15 protein-coding genes and 1 pseudogene are annotated in these 17,016 nt (G+C 51.9%); 8 read left to right on the top strand and 8 right to left on the bottom strand.

Annotation, left to right across the window (positions count from 1 at the left end):
* Nucleotides 1-10 precede the first annotated feature (10 nt).
* Nucleotides 11-916 (top strand): S1/P1 nuclease, encoded by a 906-nt coding sequence (locus GFR01_RS04240; RefSeq protein WP_244902144.1) that lies wholly within the window; start codon nt 11-13, stop codon nt 914-916.
* Nucleotides 917-1,003: 87 nt separating this feature from the next.
* Here the strand turns inward: GFR01_RS04240 and GFR01_RS04245 are convergent, their stop codons facing one another.
* Entirely contained in the window at nt 1,004-1,192 is a 189-nt protein-coding gene (locus tag GFR01_RS04245) for a hypothetical protein (protein ID WP_099181379.1), read from the bottom strand.
* A gap of 406 nt (nt 1,193-1,598) precedes the next feature.
* Here GFR01_RS04245 and GFR01_RS15510 point away from each other — a divergent pair, with 406 nt between their 5' ends.
* Together GFR01_RS15510 and GFR01_RS04255 are read left to right on the top strand one after the other, a co-directional pair.
* Nucleotides 1,599-1,988, top strand: coding sequence for a Rossmann-fold NAD(P)-binding domain-containing protein (locus GFR01_RS15510; RefSeq protein ID WP_145994548.1), 390 nt, complete (start codon nt 1,599-1,601; stop codon nt 1,986-1,988).
* A gap of 343 nt (nt 1,989-2,331) precedes the next feature.
* Complete coding sequence (locus GFR01_RS04255; protein ID WP_167384196.1) at nt 2,332-2,838, top strand: hypothetical protein; 507 nt, start codon at nt 2,332-2,334, stop codon at nt 2,836-2,838.
* A gap of 102 nt (nt 2,839-2,940) precedes the next feature.
* Here the strand turns inward: GFR01_RS04255 and GFR01_RS04260 are convergent, their stop codons facing one another.
* The 3 genes from GFR01_RS04260 to GFR01_RS04270 are packed head-to-tail and all read right to left on the bottom strand — an operon-like array spanning nt 2,941 to nt 7,164.
* On the bottom strand, nt 2,941-4,395 hold the full coding sequence (locus GFR01_RS04260; RefSeq protein ID WP_099181382.1) for an efflux transporter outer membrane subunit: 1,455 nt from the start codon (nt 4,393-4,395) through the stop codon (nt 2,941-2,943).
* The gene (locus GFR01_RS04265) at nt 4,392-5,561 is read right to left on the bottom strand and encodes an HlyD family secretion protein (RefSeq protein WP_099181383.1); all 1,170 of its coding nucleotides are present in this window, start codon (nt 5,559-5,561) and stop codon (nt 4,392-4,394) included. The genes GFR01_RS04260 and GFR01_RS04265 overlap by 4 nt, the downstream gene beginning before the upstream one ends.
* A gap of 49 nt (nt 5,562-5,610) precedes the next feature.
* Nucleotides 5,611-7,164: an MFS transporter gene (locus GFR01_RS04270; RefSeq protein WP_099181384.1), complete on the bottom strand. Its 1,554-nt coding sequence runs from the start codon at nt 7,162-7,164 to the stop codon at nt 5,611-5,613.
* 549 nt (nt 7,165-7,713) lie between these two features.
* Here GFR01_RS04270 and GFR01_RS04275 point away from each other — a divergent pair.
* The 4 genes and pseudogenes from GFR01_RS04275 to GFR01_RS04290 form a co-directional block, all read left to right on the top strand.
* A complete protein-coding gene (locus GFR01_RS04275) occupies nt 7,714-8,931 on the top strand; it encodes an MFS transporter (RefSeq protein ID WP_099181385.1) in 1,218 nt (405 codons plus the stop codon).
* Nucleotides 8,932-9,060: 129 nt separating this feature from the next.
* On the top strand, nt 9,061-10,194 hold the full coding sequence (locus GFR01_RS04280) for an acyl-CoA dehydrogenase family protein (RefSeq protein ID WP_099181386.1): 1,134 nt from the start codon (nt 9,061-9,063) through the stop codon (nt 10,192-10,194).
* The gene (locus tag GFR01_RS04285) at nt 10,191-10,922 is read left to right on the top strand and encodes a PIG-L deacetylase family protein (RefSeq protein WP_099181387.1); all 732 of its coding nucleotides are present in this window, start codon (nt 10,191-10,193) and stop codon (nt 10,920-10,922) included. Before GFR01_RS04280 ends, GFR01_RS04285 begins: the two co-directional genes overlap by 4 nt.
* Nucleotides 10,919-11,386, top strand: a pseudogene (locus GFR01_RS04290) (class I SAM-dependent DNA methyltransferase); the annotation flags it as partial. The gene GFR01_RS04285 and the pseudogene GFR01_RS04290, both read left to right, overlap by 4 nt.
* A 34-nt stretch (nt 11,387-11,420) precedes the next feature.
* On the opposite strand, the gene GFR01_RS04295 reads toward GFR01_RS04290, so the two are convergent.
* The 4 genes from GFR01_RS04295 to GFR01_RS04310 form a co-directional block, all read right to left on the bottom strand.
* On the bottom strand, nt 11,421-12,503 hold the full coding sequence (locus tag GFR01_RS04295) for a glycosyltransferase (protein WP_244902145.1): 1,083 nt from the start codon (nt 12,501-12,503) through the stop codon (nt 11,421-11,423).
* A gap of 40 nt (nt 12,504-12,543) precedes the next feature.
* Nucleotides 12,544-12,777 (bottom strand): hypothetical protein, encoded by a 234-nt coding sequence (locus tag GFR01_RS04300; RefSeq protein WP_099181389.1) that lies wholly within the window; start codon nt 12,775-12,777, stop codon nt 12,544-12,546.
* A gap of 192 nt (nt 12,778-12,969) precedes the next feature.
* Complete coding sequence (locus GFR01_RS04305; RefSeq protein ID WP_099181390.1) at nt 12,970-13,554, bottom strand: HAD family hydrolase; 585 nt, start codon at nt 13,552-13,554, stop codon at nt 12,970-12,972.
* Between the two features lie 137 nt (nt 13,555-13,691).
* Nucleotides 13,692-15,515: a glycoside hydrolase family 15 protein gene (locus GFR01_RS04310; RefSeq protein ID WP_099181391.1), complete on the bottom strand. Its 1,824-nt coding sequence runs from the start codon at nt 15,513-15,515 to the stop codon at nt 13,692-13,694.
* 270 nt (nt 15,516-15,785) lie between these two features.
* On the opposite strand from GFR01_RS04310, the gene GFR01_RS04315 reads away from it, so the two are divergent.
* Nucleotides 15,786-16,961, top strand: a complete 1,176-nt coding sequence (locus GFR01_RS04315) for an arabinose transporter (protein ID WP_244902146.1) — start codon at nt 15,786-15,788, stop codon at nt 16,959-16,961.
* Nucleotides 16,962-17,016 lie beyond the last annotated feature (55 nt).

A 17,016-nucleotide genomic window follows, 5' to 3' on the forward strand; every position in this document is an offset into this window, starting at 1 on the left:
GATATTCTCTATGCGCTCGTGGATCTTACCTGTTTCGTTTGCCTGTGCTGCTGTAGTCATGAGTGTCCCGCAGGCTCGTGCATGGGGCCCTTATGGACACGCTATTGTTGCTGACATTGCTCAGGATCGCTTAACCCCGGAAGCCGCCCAGGCGGTGCAGGCTCTTCTCGCACAGGAAGGACATCAAACGTTGGATCAGGTCGCGTCATGGCCTGATACGATAGGCCATGTTCCAAAGAAGAAGGGCGGCCTCCCGGAAACATTGGCGTGGCACTACGTGGATACGGACGTTGCCAATCCCGCTTACGAGCGTGAGCGAGATTGTGCGGATGGAAATTGCGTCGTCGAGAAGCTGCCGGAACTGGAGAAGGAACTGGCGGATCGTTCAGCCACGCCACAGCAAAGGCTGGATGCACTCAAATGGGTCGTTCATCTTGTCGGCGATCTTCACCAGCCTTTGCACGCCGCTGAGCGAGACCATGACAAGGGAGGAAACGCCGTTCGGCTTTCTTATTACGGAGAGACGGAAAACGGCCACATGAACCTTCATGCCTTGTGGGATGAGGGGGTGCTGGACCGTCAGGCCTCATTGGTTGTCGGGCCACATTATACGATTGATTTTGCCAAGGCCCGCACAGAGGCTAACCAGCTTGCTTCAACCATCACGGCAGATGAAACGGCTTACTGGGTGGCTGACCTCTCCAGCGGTGATGTTCACCATGCGGTCGTCGACTGGGCGGATGAAAGCCATGCTCTGGCGCGTTCCATTTCCTATGGCGCACTGCCCCAGGTCAAAGGAGCAGACATTCGAGACGCTTATACGGCTATTGCGTGGCCGGTTATTCAACTGCGTTTGCAACAGGCAGGTGTCCGTCTCGCCGCCGTTCTGAATGTGGCGCTTGGTCAGAAACAATAAGCTGGCACGTTTTCAAATGTCCTGTGCCCAGATTCTGTCGACTAAAGACCATTTCCGGTAGAGGGAGACGCAATTCGAAGCTGGTGCTTACAGAGACCGGTGGAAGCCTGGCGAGTTAGGGGGAAAGGGGCAATTATTGGCTGCCTGCTGATGCATGAACAGGATCTCGATGGCACCGGACTGTGTCAGCCATTGACGAAACAGACGGATCGTCTCTGCAGTCAGCAGGCGATCCGTCAGGCCACGCCAAGAAAACCCATAAACGGCAGGGATCATTGATGAGATATTCCATAGTCCGGGTAAACGCTTTGAATTGCTCACCAAGACGGCCCAGGTGAGCAACACGTTCTTCAGAATTCTATGAAGAACTATTCAATCATTCCTTGGGCTTCTCTTTCAATCTTTTCTCCATGCCCAATGACAAAATCTGTCACATGGTGGGATTGTCCACATCCAAGCCGGTAGCACGGCTGATATCTGGATGGCTCAAGATAGTCCAAGGGTTTTTGGCTTCCCGGCTTTCGCAACAGACGACCCTACGTCGGCCTTCTGTCGTAATGCAGAAGAGCAGATCCAACGGACTCAGACCGCGTTTGCTGGCATAGGCTGGGAGGTTCCGCACCTACTTGAGGCGATGGCGAAAGCTGATGAACTGTAATTTGATCCCGTTAGACAGATGCGCATGCCACGCTGGTCGAAAGGGCATGTGGCGCTCGTAGGGGATGGCTGCGTTTGCCCCGTCTTTTCGGTCAGGACACGGCTCGAGCTGGCGCTGGTTAGTGCTTGTGTACTCGCTGGCGAACTTGCTACCCGTGCGCGCCCGGAAGATGCGTTCGTAGCTTATGAAAGAATAACGCGACCTTTTGTCAAAGCAAACCAGGCACTGGCGACTGATGGAAGCGGGGCTCTCTTTCTTCCCAAGACGCAAACACATATCCAGAAGCGCGATCATATTCGCGCAGAAATTGCCAGAAATGGAACGTCCGGGATATTCGACGATACCAACGCGAGGGTGCACAATGCCCTCCCTTTGCCGGACTGCACATCAGTGTGGCAAGAATATAAGTATTGATGGTGAAGGTTAGAGTAGACAAAGAGACTCTATACGGCACCCTAATGGAAATATATTTTTCCGCAGGAGCCAAAAGCTTTCTGCCCCAGAAACTATTCCGCGTATTGCGGCTATGGACATGCAGAATTACGTGAAATTTACGAGCACCGTCACGACGTGAAAAGCGAAATGACCATGATTGATGCGAGGGTGGGGAACCAAACATTGTGACGCAAGTAGTTACTCTGGAAAGGGTGGTCTCCTCACAGGACATAGTGCCCAGATGCCACCTTTAGACGCTCGCAGCATTTTTCTTGGCACTGCCGTGTGAGAGGCGAAAAATTTTATGGAGGTTGAGATGGTCATGGCCGCGTCGCCATCGCCGAACGTCGAAGACGTCATCACGCAGGGAAATCCTACGGACAACGAACTGCTCGCGTTCTACCGCTCGGAAATCCGCTTTGAAAGCGAAGTTGTCAACGGTCGTCTGCAAGCGTTGCTGGGGTCACAGTCCTTCCTTGTGATTGCCTACGCCACGGCAATGACAGGGTCGACTACTCGGTGGGGAGACAGGATGGTGCTTCTTGTCCCACCGCTTTTTTCCCTCCTGGGCTTCATGCTTGCACTCATGGCATTACCCGGTATCCGCGCGGGCTACGCGGCGATCGGTAAATGGGAAGAAAAGCAGCGGGCCCTTCACCATCGTTACCCTCATTTGATTGAATTTACCTTGGCAGCGAGCGACGACGAAACGCGGGACATGATGCGCCGTGGACAGCGGGGCGCACTTTTCGCTCATCAGGCGCCCTTCGTCTTTCTTATCGCATGGACCGTGTTCTGTCTCATTCCTTTCTATTTGTACTGGGGCTAAGAGGAGCGTCTCGCAGCTGGTGAATTAGCGGGAAGAACACAAGGTCTGCTCTTCATCAATGAAACGAGAGAGCAGATATCTATTAACATGGTTCTTTAGGCTCTATTGGTCAGGTCCCTTGAGTGCAGTTTCTGCATATTGCCATCCCCCACCCAGAGCACGATAAAGCGCCACCAGTGTCGTCTCCGTACGCGTCTGACTGATAGAAAGGGCAGATTGACTGGCAAGTAAGGCAGCTTGTGTCGCCACCACGTTCAGATAATCCGTTGCACCCTGTTGATACCTCTCGCGGGCAGCTTTGAAGGCAGCCTGGTTTTGTAAGGCGGCCTGTTCTGTAAGCTCGTGAGTTGATTGCGCCTTTGTATAAGCCGTCAGAGCATCGTCCACCTCACGCCAGGCGTTTAGAACAGTACGTCGCCAGGTCAGAATAGCCTCACGTTGCGCGGCTTTGCGGAATTGAAGGGTAGAAATCAGCCTGCCGCCTTCGAAAACCGGAACATTGAGAGTCGGACCGACGCTGAACTGCTTCGCAGGGAGTGAGAAAAAATCAGCAGCGGAAAAGGATTCCGTTCCCATGTTTCCGGCTAAAGTGATGTCTGGATAAAAGGCCGCTGTAGCGACCCCCACTTCGGCGGTGGCGGCATGCAGGCGCGCTTCGGCCTCAAGGACGTCCGGACGCCGACGTGTCAGATCTGCGGGTAAACCAACAGGCACCCGGGCAGGCAATGGCGGTTGGATGGAAGTAGACCTGAGTTCGGTTTCAAGAGCTCGTGGCGGTTCCGCAAGGAGCAGGCCAATAGCATTGATGAGCGCTGCTTCGGAGTTTTCAAGACCGGGCAGATCTGCGCTCATACTGGCAAGCTGTGCAGACGCCTGCGAGACGTCCAGATTTGTGGCGACGCCATTCTTAAAACGGTCCTGCACCAGTCTCAGATTGGTACGGGCTAGGCTGATGTTCGATTTCAAAATAGCCTGTTGCTGCTGAACACCCCGCAGTTGCATGTAGTCGGTTGCCAGATCGCTGACGGCTGCAAGGGCAGTGGCACGGCGCGCAGCCAGCGTTGCTGTCTGATTGGCGCGCTGAGCTTCGACACTGCGACGTATGGTGCCGAACAGGTCCAGATCCCAGCTGGTACTGAGGACGTTTTCGTACAAATTGAAGTTCATGCTTGAACCGGGCCGCGGTTCGGCAAGAGAGAAGATGCCCTGTGAGCTGAGTTGCCGATAGGCGTAGGAGCCGGACCAGTTGGCCTGCGGCAGACCTGCGGAGGCCGCGACCTTCATCTGGGAGCGTGCCTCGTTAATGCGTTCCAGGCCAATTTGCAGGTTAAGATTCTGCCTTCCGAGACGGGCGACAAGGCTGCTCAGTTCAGGGTCGTTAAAGCTGTTCCACCACTGTGTGTCGATGGCACCGGCGTAAGTCTGACTGTTGCTGTGGGGCTCCGGGCCCCAGACGCCGGGAGTATCAATGGCGGGACGATGAAAGTCAGGGCCCATGGTACAGGCCGAAAGTACGAGACTTCCTGCAACAAATGCGAGAACACGAAGGTGCTTCATGGTGCGGTGGCCGCGGTGGAAGTTTGGGAAGGCGCCGTGACGGTTATGGGGCTCTGGAGTTGTTCTGCAGCGACATTATCAAGGTTGGTATCGACGGTTGTTTCCACAGAAAAGCCAAGGCGTAGCAGGTGCGCAAGTGGCTGGTTGGGAGCGAGAATGATCTTGACCGGCAGGCGCTGCACGATCTTGGTGAAATTGCCGGTTGCATTTTCTGGTGCGATGGGGGCGAAGACGGCGCCCGATGCGGGGGGAATGCTATCCACGATCCCATTCAGGGTTATGTCATAGGCGTCCACATGGATTTTGACAGGCTGGCCGGGCCGCATATGGCGCAGGGCGAGTTCGCGGTAATTGGCGCGGATCCAGATCTGATCAAGAGGAACGAGCGCCATGAGGGCCGCCCCCGGAGCAACGTAGTTTCCGGTCTGGACGCTGCGTTCGCCGATCATGCCGTCTTCCAGGGCCCGGACCTTGGTATAAGACAGGTTCAGTTCGGCCTGATGGACATGGGCCCGGTCCATTTCGACAGTTGCTTCCGCAGATTTATGCCGAGCCTGAAGAATGGGAAGCTGGGCCCGGGCAGCGGCGATGCGCGCTTCGAGAGATTGGAGCGTGGCCTCCATTTCACGCAGGCTTGCTGTGGACTGCTGGTGTTCCTGAGTGGAGCCCGCCCCCGTGCGTGCAAGATTGGTGTAGCGCTGGTCATTCTGACGGGCAAAAACCAGTTGGGCACGTATCCGAGCAGCTTCCCCGACATTTTCGTCAATGATTGATGGCTGACGCGTTACACTGGCAGCAGCATCCTGCACCAAGGCCTCATCCCGGGCGAGGGTTGCACGGTTCTGGTCCAGTGTCGTCTGATAATCATGGGGGTCGAGCTCGACAAGAACCTGGCCGGCATGGACCGGCTGATTGTCGGTCACGTCCACGGCGATGACCTGTCCTGCGATACGAGGGGCGACAACAGTATAATGGGCCGTGACATAAGCGTCGTCAGTCCAGACATGCCGGTTGGGGACGAAAATGATAGCCAGCACGACGGCAATAAAGATGAGAATGATCCCGCCCCCACTGATGAACAGCCAACGGGTGATGTTGCGGTGCTTCTGCTCCTTCTTTTCGTCTTCCTGAGGGGGGGGGGAAGATGTGTCGTTCTGATCCGCCATCCTGCGGCAATTCCTTTCTTTCCCGGCACATGGCTGGAAGATTTTGAAGTTATTTCGATTGAAACACGATACGTGGGGGATAGGTTCGAACTGGGAGCACGCAGACCCACACCATCAGGAAAACCACAAGGCTACCGAGCACAATCCAGTCGTCGCTGAAAGTCAGTGTGGCCGTCTGGCGCGTCATTTGGGCGTGCAGGGCAGCCATGCTGCCCGGATTGATGGGCTCACCGGAGGGTGTAAGAGGAGCTGGGCGTTGCAGGACGGGATTCGTGCCCTGCACCAGACTATAACGGACCTGTCCGAGGCGGTCCGCAATCCGGTCTGAATGTAGTGAACCGCGTTCGCGGTGCATGAGCTGGAGCAGCCAGATCCCCACGGCTTCTGCGACGGCGCGGGGTGTATTGACCATGGCGGAAGCAAAAGGACCTTCGGAAGGATCCAGCGTATTGGTGGACATCATCAATAAAGGCATGACGATCATGGCGTCCCCGATGCCCTGGAGCGCCTGCCATAAGTAGAACTGGTCGCGGTTCCAGTTGGATGTGAGAAAGAAATCACCGATGCAAGCAGTCAGAATGCAGGTCATACCGATAAAGCTGACGACACGGGAGTCCACCCAGGTCTTGTTCAGCAGGACCGCCATCAGGGGAAGCATCACGAGCTGTATGGCGGCAATTTCAAGAGTAACGGGGTAAATCTGTTCCGGACGATAACCTGCTGCAGATTTCAGAAATGACGCTGGCAGCGAGGAAGAGGATAATGAGATGACTACGAAAGTCAGCAGGGTGCTGGCTCCGTAGGCAAAATTGCGTCGCCCCAAAAGCTGAAATTTAAAAAGGGGAAGGGGATGGAACCATTCGTTCAGAACGAACAGGGGAATGCAGACAAGGCTTATAAGACCCAGAACGCAGATGAACGGGCTGTTGAACCAGTCCATCCAGTCTCCCATCTGAAGCATGATCGAGAACGAGCCCATTCCAAAGACGATTAGCAGGAAGCCTTTCCAGTCGAACTTCCAGAACCGTTCGTGTTTCGGAGGATCGACCGGCATTCCATACCACAGCAGCAGGAAAGACAATGTGCACAGCGGGATCGACTGCCAGAAGACAAACCGCCAGTTCACCAGGTCCGTCCACAGGCCGGCAAATGCCATGCTGAGGTTGGGAAAAAAGGTGGCAGTCAGGGCATAGGCGGCCAGACCGTAAAGCCTGATGGGTGGAGGCAAAACTCGCAGGGCAATCGTCATGAGAAGCGGAACGGTAAAACCTCCTGCCAGCCCCTGAAAAACCCGCAGAATGTAGAGTAGGGACAGGATGGAAGTGAATGGAATAAGGCTGGATGCGAGAACGGCGAGAGTCACCACAAAAAATGAAAACCGACGCAAGGTGAGCGTGACGGCAAGCCATGGAGAAACTGACATACCGATGATTTCGGCTGTCACATACAGGGTCGAGAACCAGCGTTGAGAGTCCATGCTGAGGCCTAGCGCCCCGGCGACGTCCGGAAGAGCCTGAGCGGAGACCTGCTCGTTCATTTCTGTAGCGAAAGAGAGAGCTATGATGCCCGCAAGCCCGAATAGAGAGCGTTGCTGGCTTGTCATGCAAGGCGCACGAAAAGAGAAAAAAGTATCATGTAAAAATTATGCCGGTGCGATCGATAGATCTTCAACTCTATTTGTAAGTCTTGCGAATAAGTAAAAATTTATATTTTTTAAAACGATCTCATCCTGTAGGGACAGCGTTAAGCTCAGTGGTCTAACGCTAAGGCCTTGCCCGCTTGATCTGATCAATAATCGCCTATCATTCTTGGTCGGGAGCTGTGGGCATCTCAGTCCGTTGGTTTCAAAACGGCAGGAACGGGCAGCAGAAACATCCATCATTGGAAATTGCTTTGTTCGGCGCGCTTTTTTTCAAATGTTAAGACCGTAAGCTTGTATGTCAGCACGCTTCATAGGAATTCCTGCTCGTAAACGGGTGAAGTCCTTGTCCTCACTTAGTGTCAGATAATGTCTGAGGGCGAACTGGACTTTTACGTAAATAAAATTTCTTTCCCTGTTTTTTCGTAACATATTCTTGACCGGCTCGTTGTGTCTTGAAGCGGCGAATTTTCAGACTGTGCCGTTTCTTGTAATACTTTGACTGGAAATAATGTGGCGGAAAACAGAGCGCAGCCCCGACATCGAAAGGACGACCTTTCACTAGATGGGCTGAGTTTTCTACTCGCAGACGTGCAGGACAATCTGGGAAATTTCCTGACGGCTTTTCTGACCCTGCAACATTGGCCATCGAACCGGATCGGGGTTGCAATTGCAGCTGGCGGTCTAGGGGCTGTTCTGGCCAGATTTGTCGGAGGGTGGACACTCGATATTGTTGCGCGCCGGCGCCTGATGCTGGCACTTTGCTGTGTGGTGACATGTGCGTCTGTCGGTGTAATGGCATGGCTCCCTCTGTTTTATCCCATCCTTCTGGCTCATTTTATTGCAGGCGGAGCAGGGGCACTCTTCACACCTATTCTTGCGGCAATCAGCCAGCATACTGCTGGAGCTAAAGGCTATATTGCTCGTATGGGCCGTAATGAATCTTTCAACCATCTGGGGAATGCGTCGTCTGGTTTGCTGATGAGCATTCTGGGCAAGATGATGGGCCCCGTGGCCCCTCTCTGGGGGGTAGGAGGACTTGCGGCCGTCAGCCTTCTTCTGGTTGGTGGCTTTTCAAGTCAGGTTGATGAGCCACCAGAACATTCTGGAAAATCCGTATCGGCTCATGAGACCCTCCGTGCGGTCTTTACCTTGTTATCTGAACCGAGATTGACTGTTTTTCTGGCGACCTACCTGCTGTTCAATATGGCAAATGGCGCCGTGGTACCGCTCATGATCGAGCGTTATGCTTTTCTTCATCTGGGTAACCCCGCCACTGTCCCAGCTACCTGCATCGTGGTTGCCCAGATTACCATGGTACCTGTCGCGTATCTGGTAGGTAAGAAAGCACCGCATTGGCCTCGCAAACCTCTTTTTGTCCTGGCTCTGGCCCTTCAGCCGGTGCGAGACAGTCTTGTTGTGCTAAGCGCGGGCTGGCCAGCGCTCATTGTCATACAGATTCTGGACGGATTGTCTTCTGGCATTATTCTTGTGCTGTTTTACGCCATTTTGGCAGATATCGCTGTAAAGAGCGGGCGTCGTAATTTGCTGATTGGATTAGGATTAGCACTTGGAACAGTCGGTGCACTTCTCTCTAATCTTGCGAGCGGAATGCTGACATCCTCTTATGGGTTTAGTATGACCTTCGTCGCCTTGGGCGTTGCAGGCGTTATCGTGGCGGGTCTGTTTGCATTGGGCATGCCGGAAACTCACTCAATCTCTTCGGATTAAGTGTGACTGCTGAATATCCTATGGAGTTTATTTCGCTCAAAAGAGTGAATGGATTGCGGCGCACTGAACGGGATCTATCAACCCACACTAAACGTTCCTTCATGGCAGTGCGTGAAGGAATGCTGAGGGATGGCGATTGCAGAGCAGGATGCTTGTGAACAAGGGCTTGCTGTTTTTGAAGCAAAGTTGCAGCGATTGTTTGAGGAATGGAAGGCCAAGCCGCTTTCGGCTCCTGAAAACGAGTTTCCTGTTGCTCTCCTGAAGGAGCTGCAAGAAAAAGGCGTGTTTTCGGCTCTTTTTTCGATCGAGGAAGGCGGCCTTGGGATGTGTAGATCCGCAGAAGGAGGCCAGTATCTCTTCACCCTGCTGAGGCGCGTCGGGTATCTGAGCCTGTCTTTGGGACGATGTCTGGAAGGGCATGTGAATGTGGTGCGTCTCGTGGAATTGTATGGCACCACAGCTCAGCGCCATGTCCTAAGGTCTCGCCTGAAACAGGCTGGTTTGGCTGGAATTTGGGTTACAGATGGAAATCCTCTGGTCACCCTAAAGAGGGAAGGTTCGAGTTACAGGCTTTCAGGAATTAAAGGGTTTGCCAGTGCCGTCAAACAGGTCAGTCTGGCGTTGATAACAGCGACGCCCAATCAGGGTGCCCCGGTCATGGTTCTTGTCCCGACAACCGATGCGAATCGTCAACGACCTGGCCCAGGGACACTCACCGGAATGCACGCCAGCGGAACAGGAGCCTATGATTTTACGGGCCTTCGGATCGCGCCTGAAGACATTCTTGGATCAGCAGGTGATTATCTCCGACAGCCCGAGTTTTCTGCGGGCGCGTGGCGAGGATCGGCTGTGGCCCTGGGAGGAATAGATCATCTGGTGGACCTGCTCAGACAGGAGCTTCTGGCTCGAGGACGAGCTGACAATCCACATCAGCTGGCCAGGATAGGAGAAGCACTTATTCTTCGGAAGACCGCAGCGATGTGGGTTAAAGAAGCTGTTAAAGCGGCTTATTCCGTTCATATGGCATCAGAAGATGTGATCTCGATCATCAATCTGGCCCGATTGGCAGTCGAACGGGCAGCTTTGGAATTGATTACACTCGTCCAAAGGAGCCTTGGTCTGTCGGCCTTCATAAAAGGTAAAGCGGTAGAACAGGTTATGAGGGATCTGGCCACTTATTTAAGGCAACCTGCACCTGACGAAGCTTTAACTGAGGCAGCTTCGTGGTTTGTTCATAATGACTGGCCGGAAGTAGTCTCATGAATATTCAGGAAGCTCTAGAAAAATTTGCCCGCTTCCCTGTGGCATCCTTTGATGCCATCGCTCCAGGGACATCTTTCGTGCTGGCACCCCATCCTGATGATGAAAGTCTAGGTTGTGGAGGTTTTATAGCTTCGGCAGTAGAGCAAGGGCGTCCACCTCTCGTTGTGATCGTTTCGGACGGATCCGCATCTCATCCAGGTTCCGATGCATGGCCCCCGCAGCGGCTGGCGCGCCAAAGGCAGGAAGAAAGTGTCCATGCTGCATCGCTTCTGGGTCTTGGGGCAGACAGACTGATATTTATGAACCTTGAAGATACGAAAGTTCCGACACGGGGAACGCGCTTCAATTCTACGGTCCATAATCTGCTTGAGCTTCTGTCTCGTTACAAGTGTGAAACCCTCCTAATGCCGTGGAGGCACGATCCACATTGTGACCATGAAGCAGTTTGGTTCATGGGGCAGGCGTTAAAAACCCTGAAGCCTGGCCTTAAGGCGCTGCAATATCCAGTTTGGGGCCTGACGCTTCCCCTTGAAGCACAGGTTCGAGAAAATACTCTTACAGGGGTGCGATTGAATGTTCAGCCGTATCTGGAAAAAAAACGACGGGCCATTCAGGCGCACCGAAGCCAAAGAGGACTGGTTGTACAAGATGATCCTAGCGGATTTGTACTACCAGAGCACTTACTGGAGAAAATGCTGCAACCCTATGAAATATTTATCACATCATGAGTAACGAAACATGGAAAGCAGATATTTTCGAAAGCCTATTTCAGCGGCATCCTGACCCATGGGGTTTTGAGAGCAGCCCTTACGAAGAAAAGAAGCTCAGGCATGTTCTGCAATGTCTGCCCTCCTTTCCTATTTCTTTCGCTGTTGAACTTGGATGTGCCATTGGCGTCGGTACGTTAGCGCTTGCACGGCGCTGCGAGCGTGTGTTGGGAGTGGACGCTTCGAAAACTGCGCTCGACATGGCAATGCGGCGTTGTAAGGAGCAAAAGCAGGTCAGGTTCCTCAAAGCTTTTTTGCCTGCAGAATATCCGGTTTCTGAGGCGGCGGACTGTGATTTTATTCTGATCTCTGAAGTTTTATATTTCCTGAATTCAGCAGATATCCAGAAACTTGCTGTTCTGGTTACCCAGAGTTTGGTGACGAATGGGAGCATTCTGATCGTGAACTGGACAGGGCTGACTGATACACCTTGTACGGGCGATGAGGCGGCCGAGTGCTTTATCCGTGCCTGTCATGAACAGTCCTGGCGGCCTGATCTGACTGAACGAGGTGAGGGATACCGGATTGATCGGCTGTCTTTTGCAAGGGGTCACCAGAAACAGGATGCGCCAGCCGTATGAGGTAATTCAGCACTCGCTGAGCTCGTCTGTGATGCGCTGGCAAATCAATACGACGTATGCGGACGGTAGAGCCTTCTGTGAGAGAGAATGCCGGTCTTGCCTTGGCATGGAACCATTCTCTGCGAACATGCAGCAGTCGCCTTGAAACAGGTTCGAAAATTTCATCAATATATTCATCCTGCGCAATCAATCGTCTTGCCAGAGTCTCAGCCATACCTCCCTGTGCGCGCCCTGCCAGTCGAGCTGAAACATAAACCAGCACTTCAGGAGCATGCCGAACAGGAACCCCCTGTCTGCGTAGTGCCAGATAAAACTGGCGGTCTTCTCCTGAGGGAATACACGGGATTCCGCCGACTTTGCGCCACGCCTGATGGGTTACCGCAATACTGGCACCAGAATGCTCTAGGTGACGTGGCCATGGATCATGTGGCTCGGGATGCAGCAGGAGGGAGATTTGTTCGAGAAGGGCGCCATAGGCTTGTTCTGCCTTTTCATCTTCATGCAGATGAAAAGGAATTTTTCGGGCTTCCGAGGGAAGAAGCAAAGCTCTACCGAATACAGCTTCAACCGGATAATCCGCAAAAGCATCCAGTGTACGAGCTATCCAGTCTTCAGCAGCTTCACTATCGGCATCTGTGGTCAGTAAAAGAGTATCAGGCGAAGCTCCTTCTGCTGCAGATGCCATAGCATCACGTCGCGCGATACCTGCGCCGGCTACGGCCCGAGAATAGGTTACCTTAATTATCTGCAGTTCGAATGGGAGCATATTAATGAGAGATGTTGCCCGCGCACCTGTCTGATCGATAGTGTTGTTAATCCATAGGATGACTTTGTCTGGAAGAGTGCTTTGACGTGCCAGCGCCAGAAGACAAGGAATAATATGTTCTTCCTCATTACATACGGGAATAGCAATTATTATTTTCCTTCTCTTCCAAAGAGGATTGTAGAGTTCAATTGCCACTTAAAGCCATCCATCTTTTGCGCTTGCAGCACTACAGCTCCTAATTGGTTGGATTCTCAGGTGCATCTGGAAGCGCAGGGGACTCACCAGGCTCGGGAGAAGGAGCGCGTTTGTCTGGAGGATATTTTTTGCCTGGTTCTTCGCTCGGTTCTTCTTCCGGCGGTTCATCAGTAATGGGGCTTTTATCTGGATATGGATCAAAAGGCTCATACTCGTCGGGGGAGCCAGGAGCTTTCGTGGGGTTTCTTGGATGAGCAGTATTTTGAAAAGACATGATAAGCCTCCATCAGTAAGTCTATTCAAACGATGAGTAGACCCAGAGTTCACATCACTTTTAAAAGACGGATATGGCCTTGTAAGTTTAGATTTTGCAGTCAGAAATTAACGTCGGATAATAGAGAAAAGCTTGAGGCTCGGATAACAAGAGCCTGCTAAATTGGTTTAAATGGAATAAATTTTGATCCCCTTACGGGTATATTATACGTGCAACATCGATGCAGCGCATCCCTGCGGCATGGGCTGCCTCTAGACCAGATTGGGTATCTTCAAAAACAAAACAAAGATCTGGAGCTGTATTGAGACGTTGAGCTGCTTTCAAAAATAGATCGGGTGCAGGTTTGGGCCTGGCGACATCATCGATCGTTACGATTTCGTCAAATAGATCAAATAGATCCGTAGCTTTCAGACATGTCTCAACAATTAGACGGGCCCCCCCAGAAGCTACCGCCAGTTGTCGTTTTCCTTTGTTTGCGCGTGCTATCTGCGCGATCGTCTCGATTTCCTTTAAATCGGAAATATTATTGAAAAATTCTTGCCGCATTGCTTCGATAGCCTTAACGCGATCAGGAATTTTAACTTTGAAGTCGCTTTCAAATGCGTCCATCAGAACGTGATCAGACATACCTGCGCGATCCATGAACCATTCCCGGGGCATCTGCCTGCCTGTGTCTTGAAACCCCTTAAACCATGCGCGCGCATAAATAGGAGGTGTGTCCAGCAAAGTGCCGTCACAATCAAAAATCAGTGCTGCCATGTCCGAGAAATCAATCATGCCTTGTGCTCCGTTGGGCTGGGTTGGAAACCTGACACAGTTGGATTTCTGACGTCGATCCTACTATTCTGACATTCAAGTGACCTCATTCCACGCACAGTAAAATGAACAGCGTGAAGACGTGCAGCAATACTCGCTCATGATGAAGTTTTTTGCTTCAGGATAAGGGTCTCAAGAAGAGTGATATGCGCCAGATGGGTAAGGCCTTGGGGCATATTGCCTAGCCATGAGCCATCGCTTGGATCCGCCATTTCGGTCCAGACGCCGACACCTCCTTGAAGGGCGAGCGTAAGTTCTTCTAAAGCCATTTGCGCCTTACTGACGTCTCCCAAGAGAGCCCATGCTTCAGCTATCCAGAAGGAGCAGGCCAGGAAGCATCCTTCCTCGTTTGCGACATTGCTGTATCGATAATGATAAGGGCCTGTTTTTAGCTCTCGGTCGAGAGCGATCAGTGTCTGACGGAGACGTTCCTCATTTGTGAACCGAAAACGTGCAGCGAGAGCCATTGCTGCATCAAGCTTTCCGGAGCCCGGATACATAACATATGACTGTTTTTCGTCTGACCAGCACTGCTCATCAATCCAGGATGCGATCCGGTCCCGTTCTCGCATCCACCGATCACGACAGGTGGTAGGTAACTGTCCTTTGTCTGCAAGCTCGACCGCTCGAGCCAGTGCCTGCCAGCAACTGATTTTTGAGAAAGTATAGTGCTGCTCGTCCTCAAGTTCCCAGATACCGGCATCTTTCTGACGCCAGTTATCTGCACATTCGTCTGCAATATGTGATAAAAGTTCTGCACTGGAACTATCAAGGATATTATCGGCTTCGACGAAACGCCAAGCTGTTCCGAAGATATCTCCATAAATGCCATGTTGGTGCTGATTGCTTGCAAGGTTACCTGTTACCACGGGTCGTGAATTTTTATAGCCTGGCCAGTTAGTCTCCTTCACGGACGAAACTTTTTGCCCACTCAAGGTGTAACAGACGAGAGGTCCATGCTCCTGAAGGCGTTTCAGGAGCCACGCAAATGCAGCTTGTGCTTCGGCTTGAGCATTAACAGCCAGAAACGCTTTGATTGTGTAACCTGCATCTCTAATCCATGCGAAACGATAATCGTAATTCTTATGGCTGCCGATTTTTTCCGGCAAAGACGTTGTTGCAGCAGCAGCAATTGCCCCGGATGGAGAAAACAGAAGAAGCTTCAGGGCGAGAGCACTACGAACAAAGCCATTCCGATACGGACCTTGATAGGTAATTGCACTGGCCCAGAACCGCCATGCCTGATCAGAAATGTCGATCCTCGCATCAATGTCTTCAATAGGGGGAACAACCAGTGGCTCATCTTGTCCGACGACAAGGGCAAGAACTTGCCGATCTCCTGCATTTACTACGAAATGGCCTGTAATACCTGCATCATCCTGTTCGCAGCAAACCTCCGAGCTATGCAGGAAAAATCCTAAAATATCTCTGACATGAAAAACCGTGTATCGACCAATCTGAGACTTGTAAGGGCTTGCCGTATCAGCACGTCGGCTGAAGACGATTTTGAAGGCAAAACGAACGCTGCCTGTTACACCCTCTATACGCCTTGCTAGTTCTGCCCATGGTAATCGACCGGCAGGACTGCTGTTAAGAGATTCTGTTAGGGTCGCTTCACCGTCACACGTTTGGAAAGCTGTTTTCAGAACGTTGCTTTCCGGGAGGTAGTGTTGTTCTGTCCGAAATTCACCTTCCGGTTGAACGATAAAATACCCTCCATTTACCGCGTCGATGAGGCGATCGAAGAGAGGAGGGGAGTCCATATTGGGCACGCACCACCAGTCGATCGACCCGTCCGCTCCCGATAAAGCGACTGAGCGGCCGTCCCCTAGGGCCCCATATTTTTCTAGCGAAAGATATCCCTCATTTCTGGTTGGGCATATTGGCCCGGTCCCTGTCTCTGGGCAGCCATCAAGCCGCATGTCGCTTCCCTTCCATCCATATCTCTGGCGTTGAGCTAAATAAGAATTTTCTATAGGCTTTAGCGTGAAAGATGATACTGAGTTTCAAAATGAGAAATTTTCTCTTTTTTTGACAAACCAGTTTTTTAGGATGTCTTTATTTGGATTTCTGCCTTTTCTGAATGGTCTTTAGATATTCTCTGAGAGAACTATTAGAGTATACAAATTTTCGTATATTTCGTGCACAGATATGTGGTCACACTAATTTTGCCAATGGAGTTCGGTTTCAGAATGTATTTCTCAACTGACACTATGGAAAGAGATACTGGCCCGAAGCAGCTTTATCGCTTATCTCTACTTCTCTTTATAAGTTATCTCGCTGTTGCCATGTCCATGCCGACAACATCAGTTTTTGTTAGCAAGACCCTGCATTATAGTAATTTTTATTCCGGGTTGTGTGTCGGCATTGCTTTCTTTTCGACGATCCTGACCCGAGGTGTGGCGGGGAAACTTGCTGATCAGCAGGGCGGCCGCACAGCAGTACTTCTGGGACTCATGTTATATTCCTTAGCAGGGATAATAGCTTCGATTTCTTCGTGGATAAGCAATTACGACGCTCTCTCTGCCATAGTATTGATTGTAGGCCGTTTGTTACTTGGCTTGGGCGAGAGCTTTACGATTGTAGGGGTACTTGCCTGGGGGTTCTCAGTAATGGGGAATGAAAGGGCAGGTCGTGTCCTTGCCGTCGTAGGTATGGCGCTTTATGGCGCGTTTGCGGTTGGCAGTCCGCTGGGTATGATGATTATGCATCATTTTGGCTACGCAAGTGTGTGCGTTGCCGGATTTTTTTTGCCGCTTATGGGGCTTTTCATTGCCTTGCCTATGGCACCCCCACCGATCCATCGTGGTGGTCGGGCCCCTGTGAGGGAAATCATAGGGCGGATATGGGATCTCGGTATCATTGTTTTCGCGCAGGGAGTTGGCTTTGCGGTGGTTGGTGCGTTCATGCCACTTCTATTCCTGCAGAGACATTGGGAAAATGCAGGGTGGGGACTAAGTGCATTTGGAGTAGCTTTTGTTTTGGTGCGTATTTTTTGTGGTCATTTGCCTGACCGGTTTGGTGGCATACGCATAGCCATTGTTTCGTTGTTCATTGAGATGGTAGGGCAGGTCCTCATTTGGCTGGCTCCAGAGCCTGCGTTAGCACTGACTGGTGCTTTCCTCACGGGAGCAGGGTGCTCAATGGTATTCCCTTCTATGGGGGTGGAGGTCGTAGGGCGCGTGGCGCCTCATCTTCGCGCCACCGCGATGGGGGGCTTTGCGGCCTTTCAGGATTTAGCTTATGGCGCGACTGGGCCGATAGCTGGAATTGTGGCGGATTATGCAGGCTTTTCATCTGTATATTTCATTGGAGCTATAAGCGCAGCAATTGCATTCATTCTATGCTGTAGACTTAAGACGCATTGATTATGGAGGTAATTTTTCTGAACCAGGCCTTTTAAAGAAAACTGAAGATAAAAAT

Origin of the sequence: Gluconobacter frateurii, assembly GCF_002723955.1 — a bacterium.
In the GTDB taxonomy this organism is placed as follows: domain Bacteria; phylum Pseudomonadota; class Alphaproteobacteria; order Acetobacterales; family Acetobacteraceae; genus Gluconobacter; species Gluconobacter frateurii.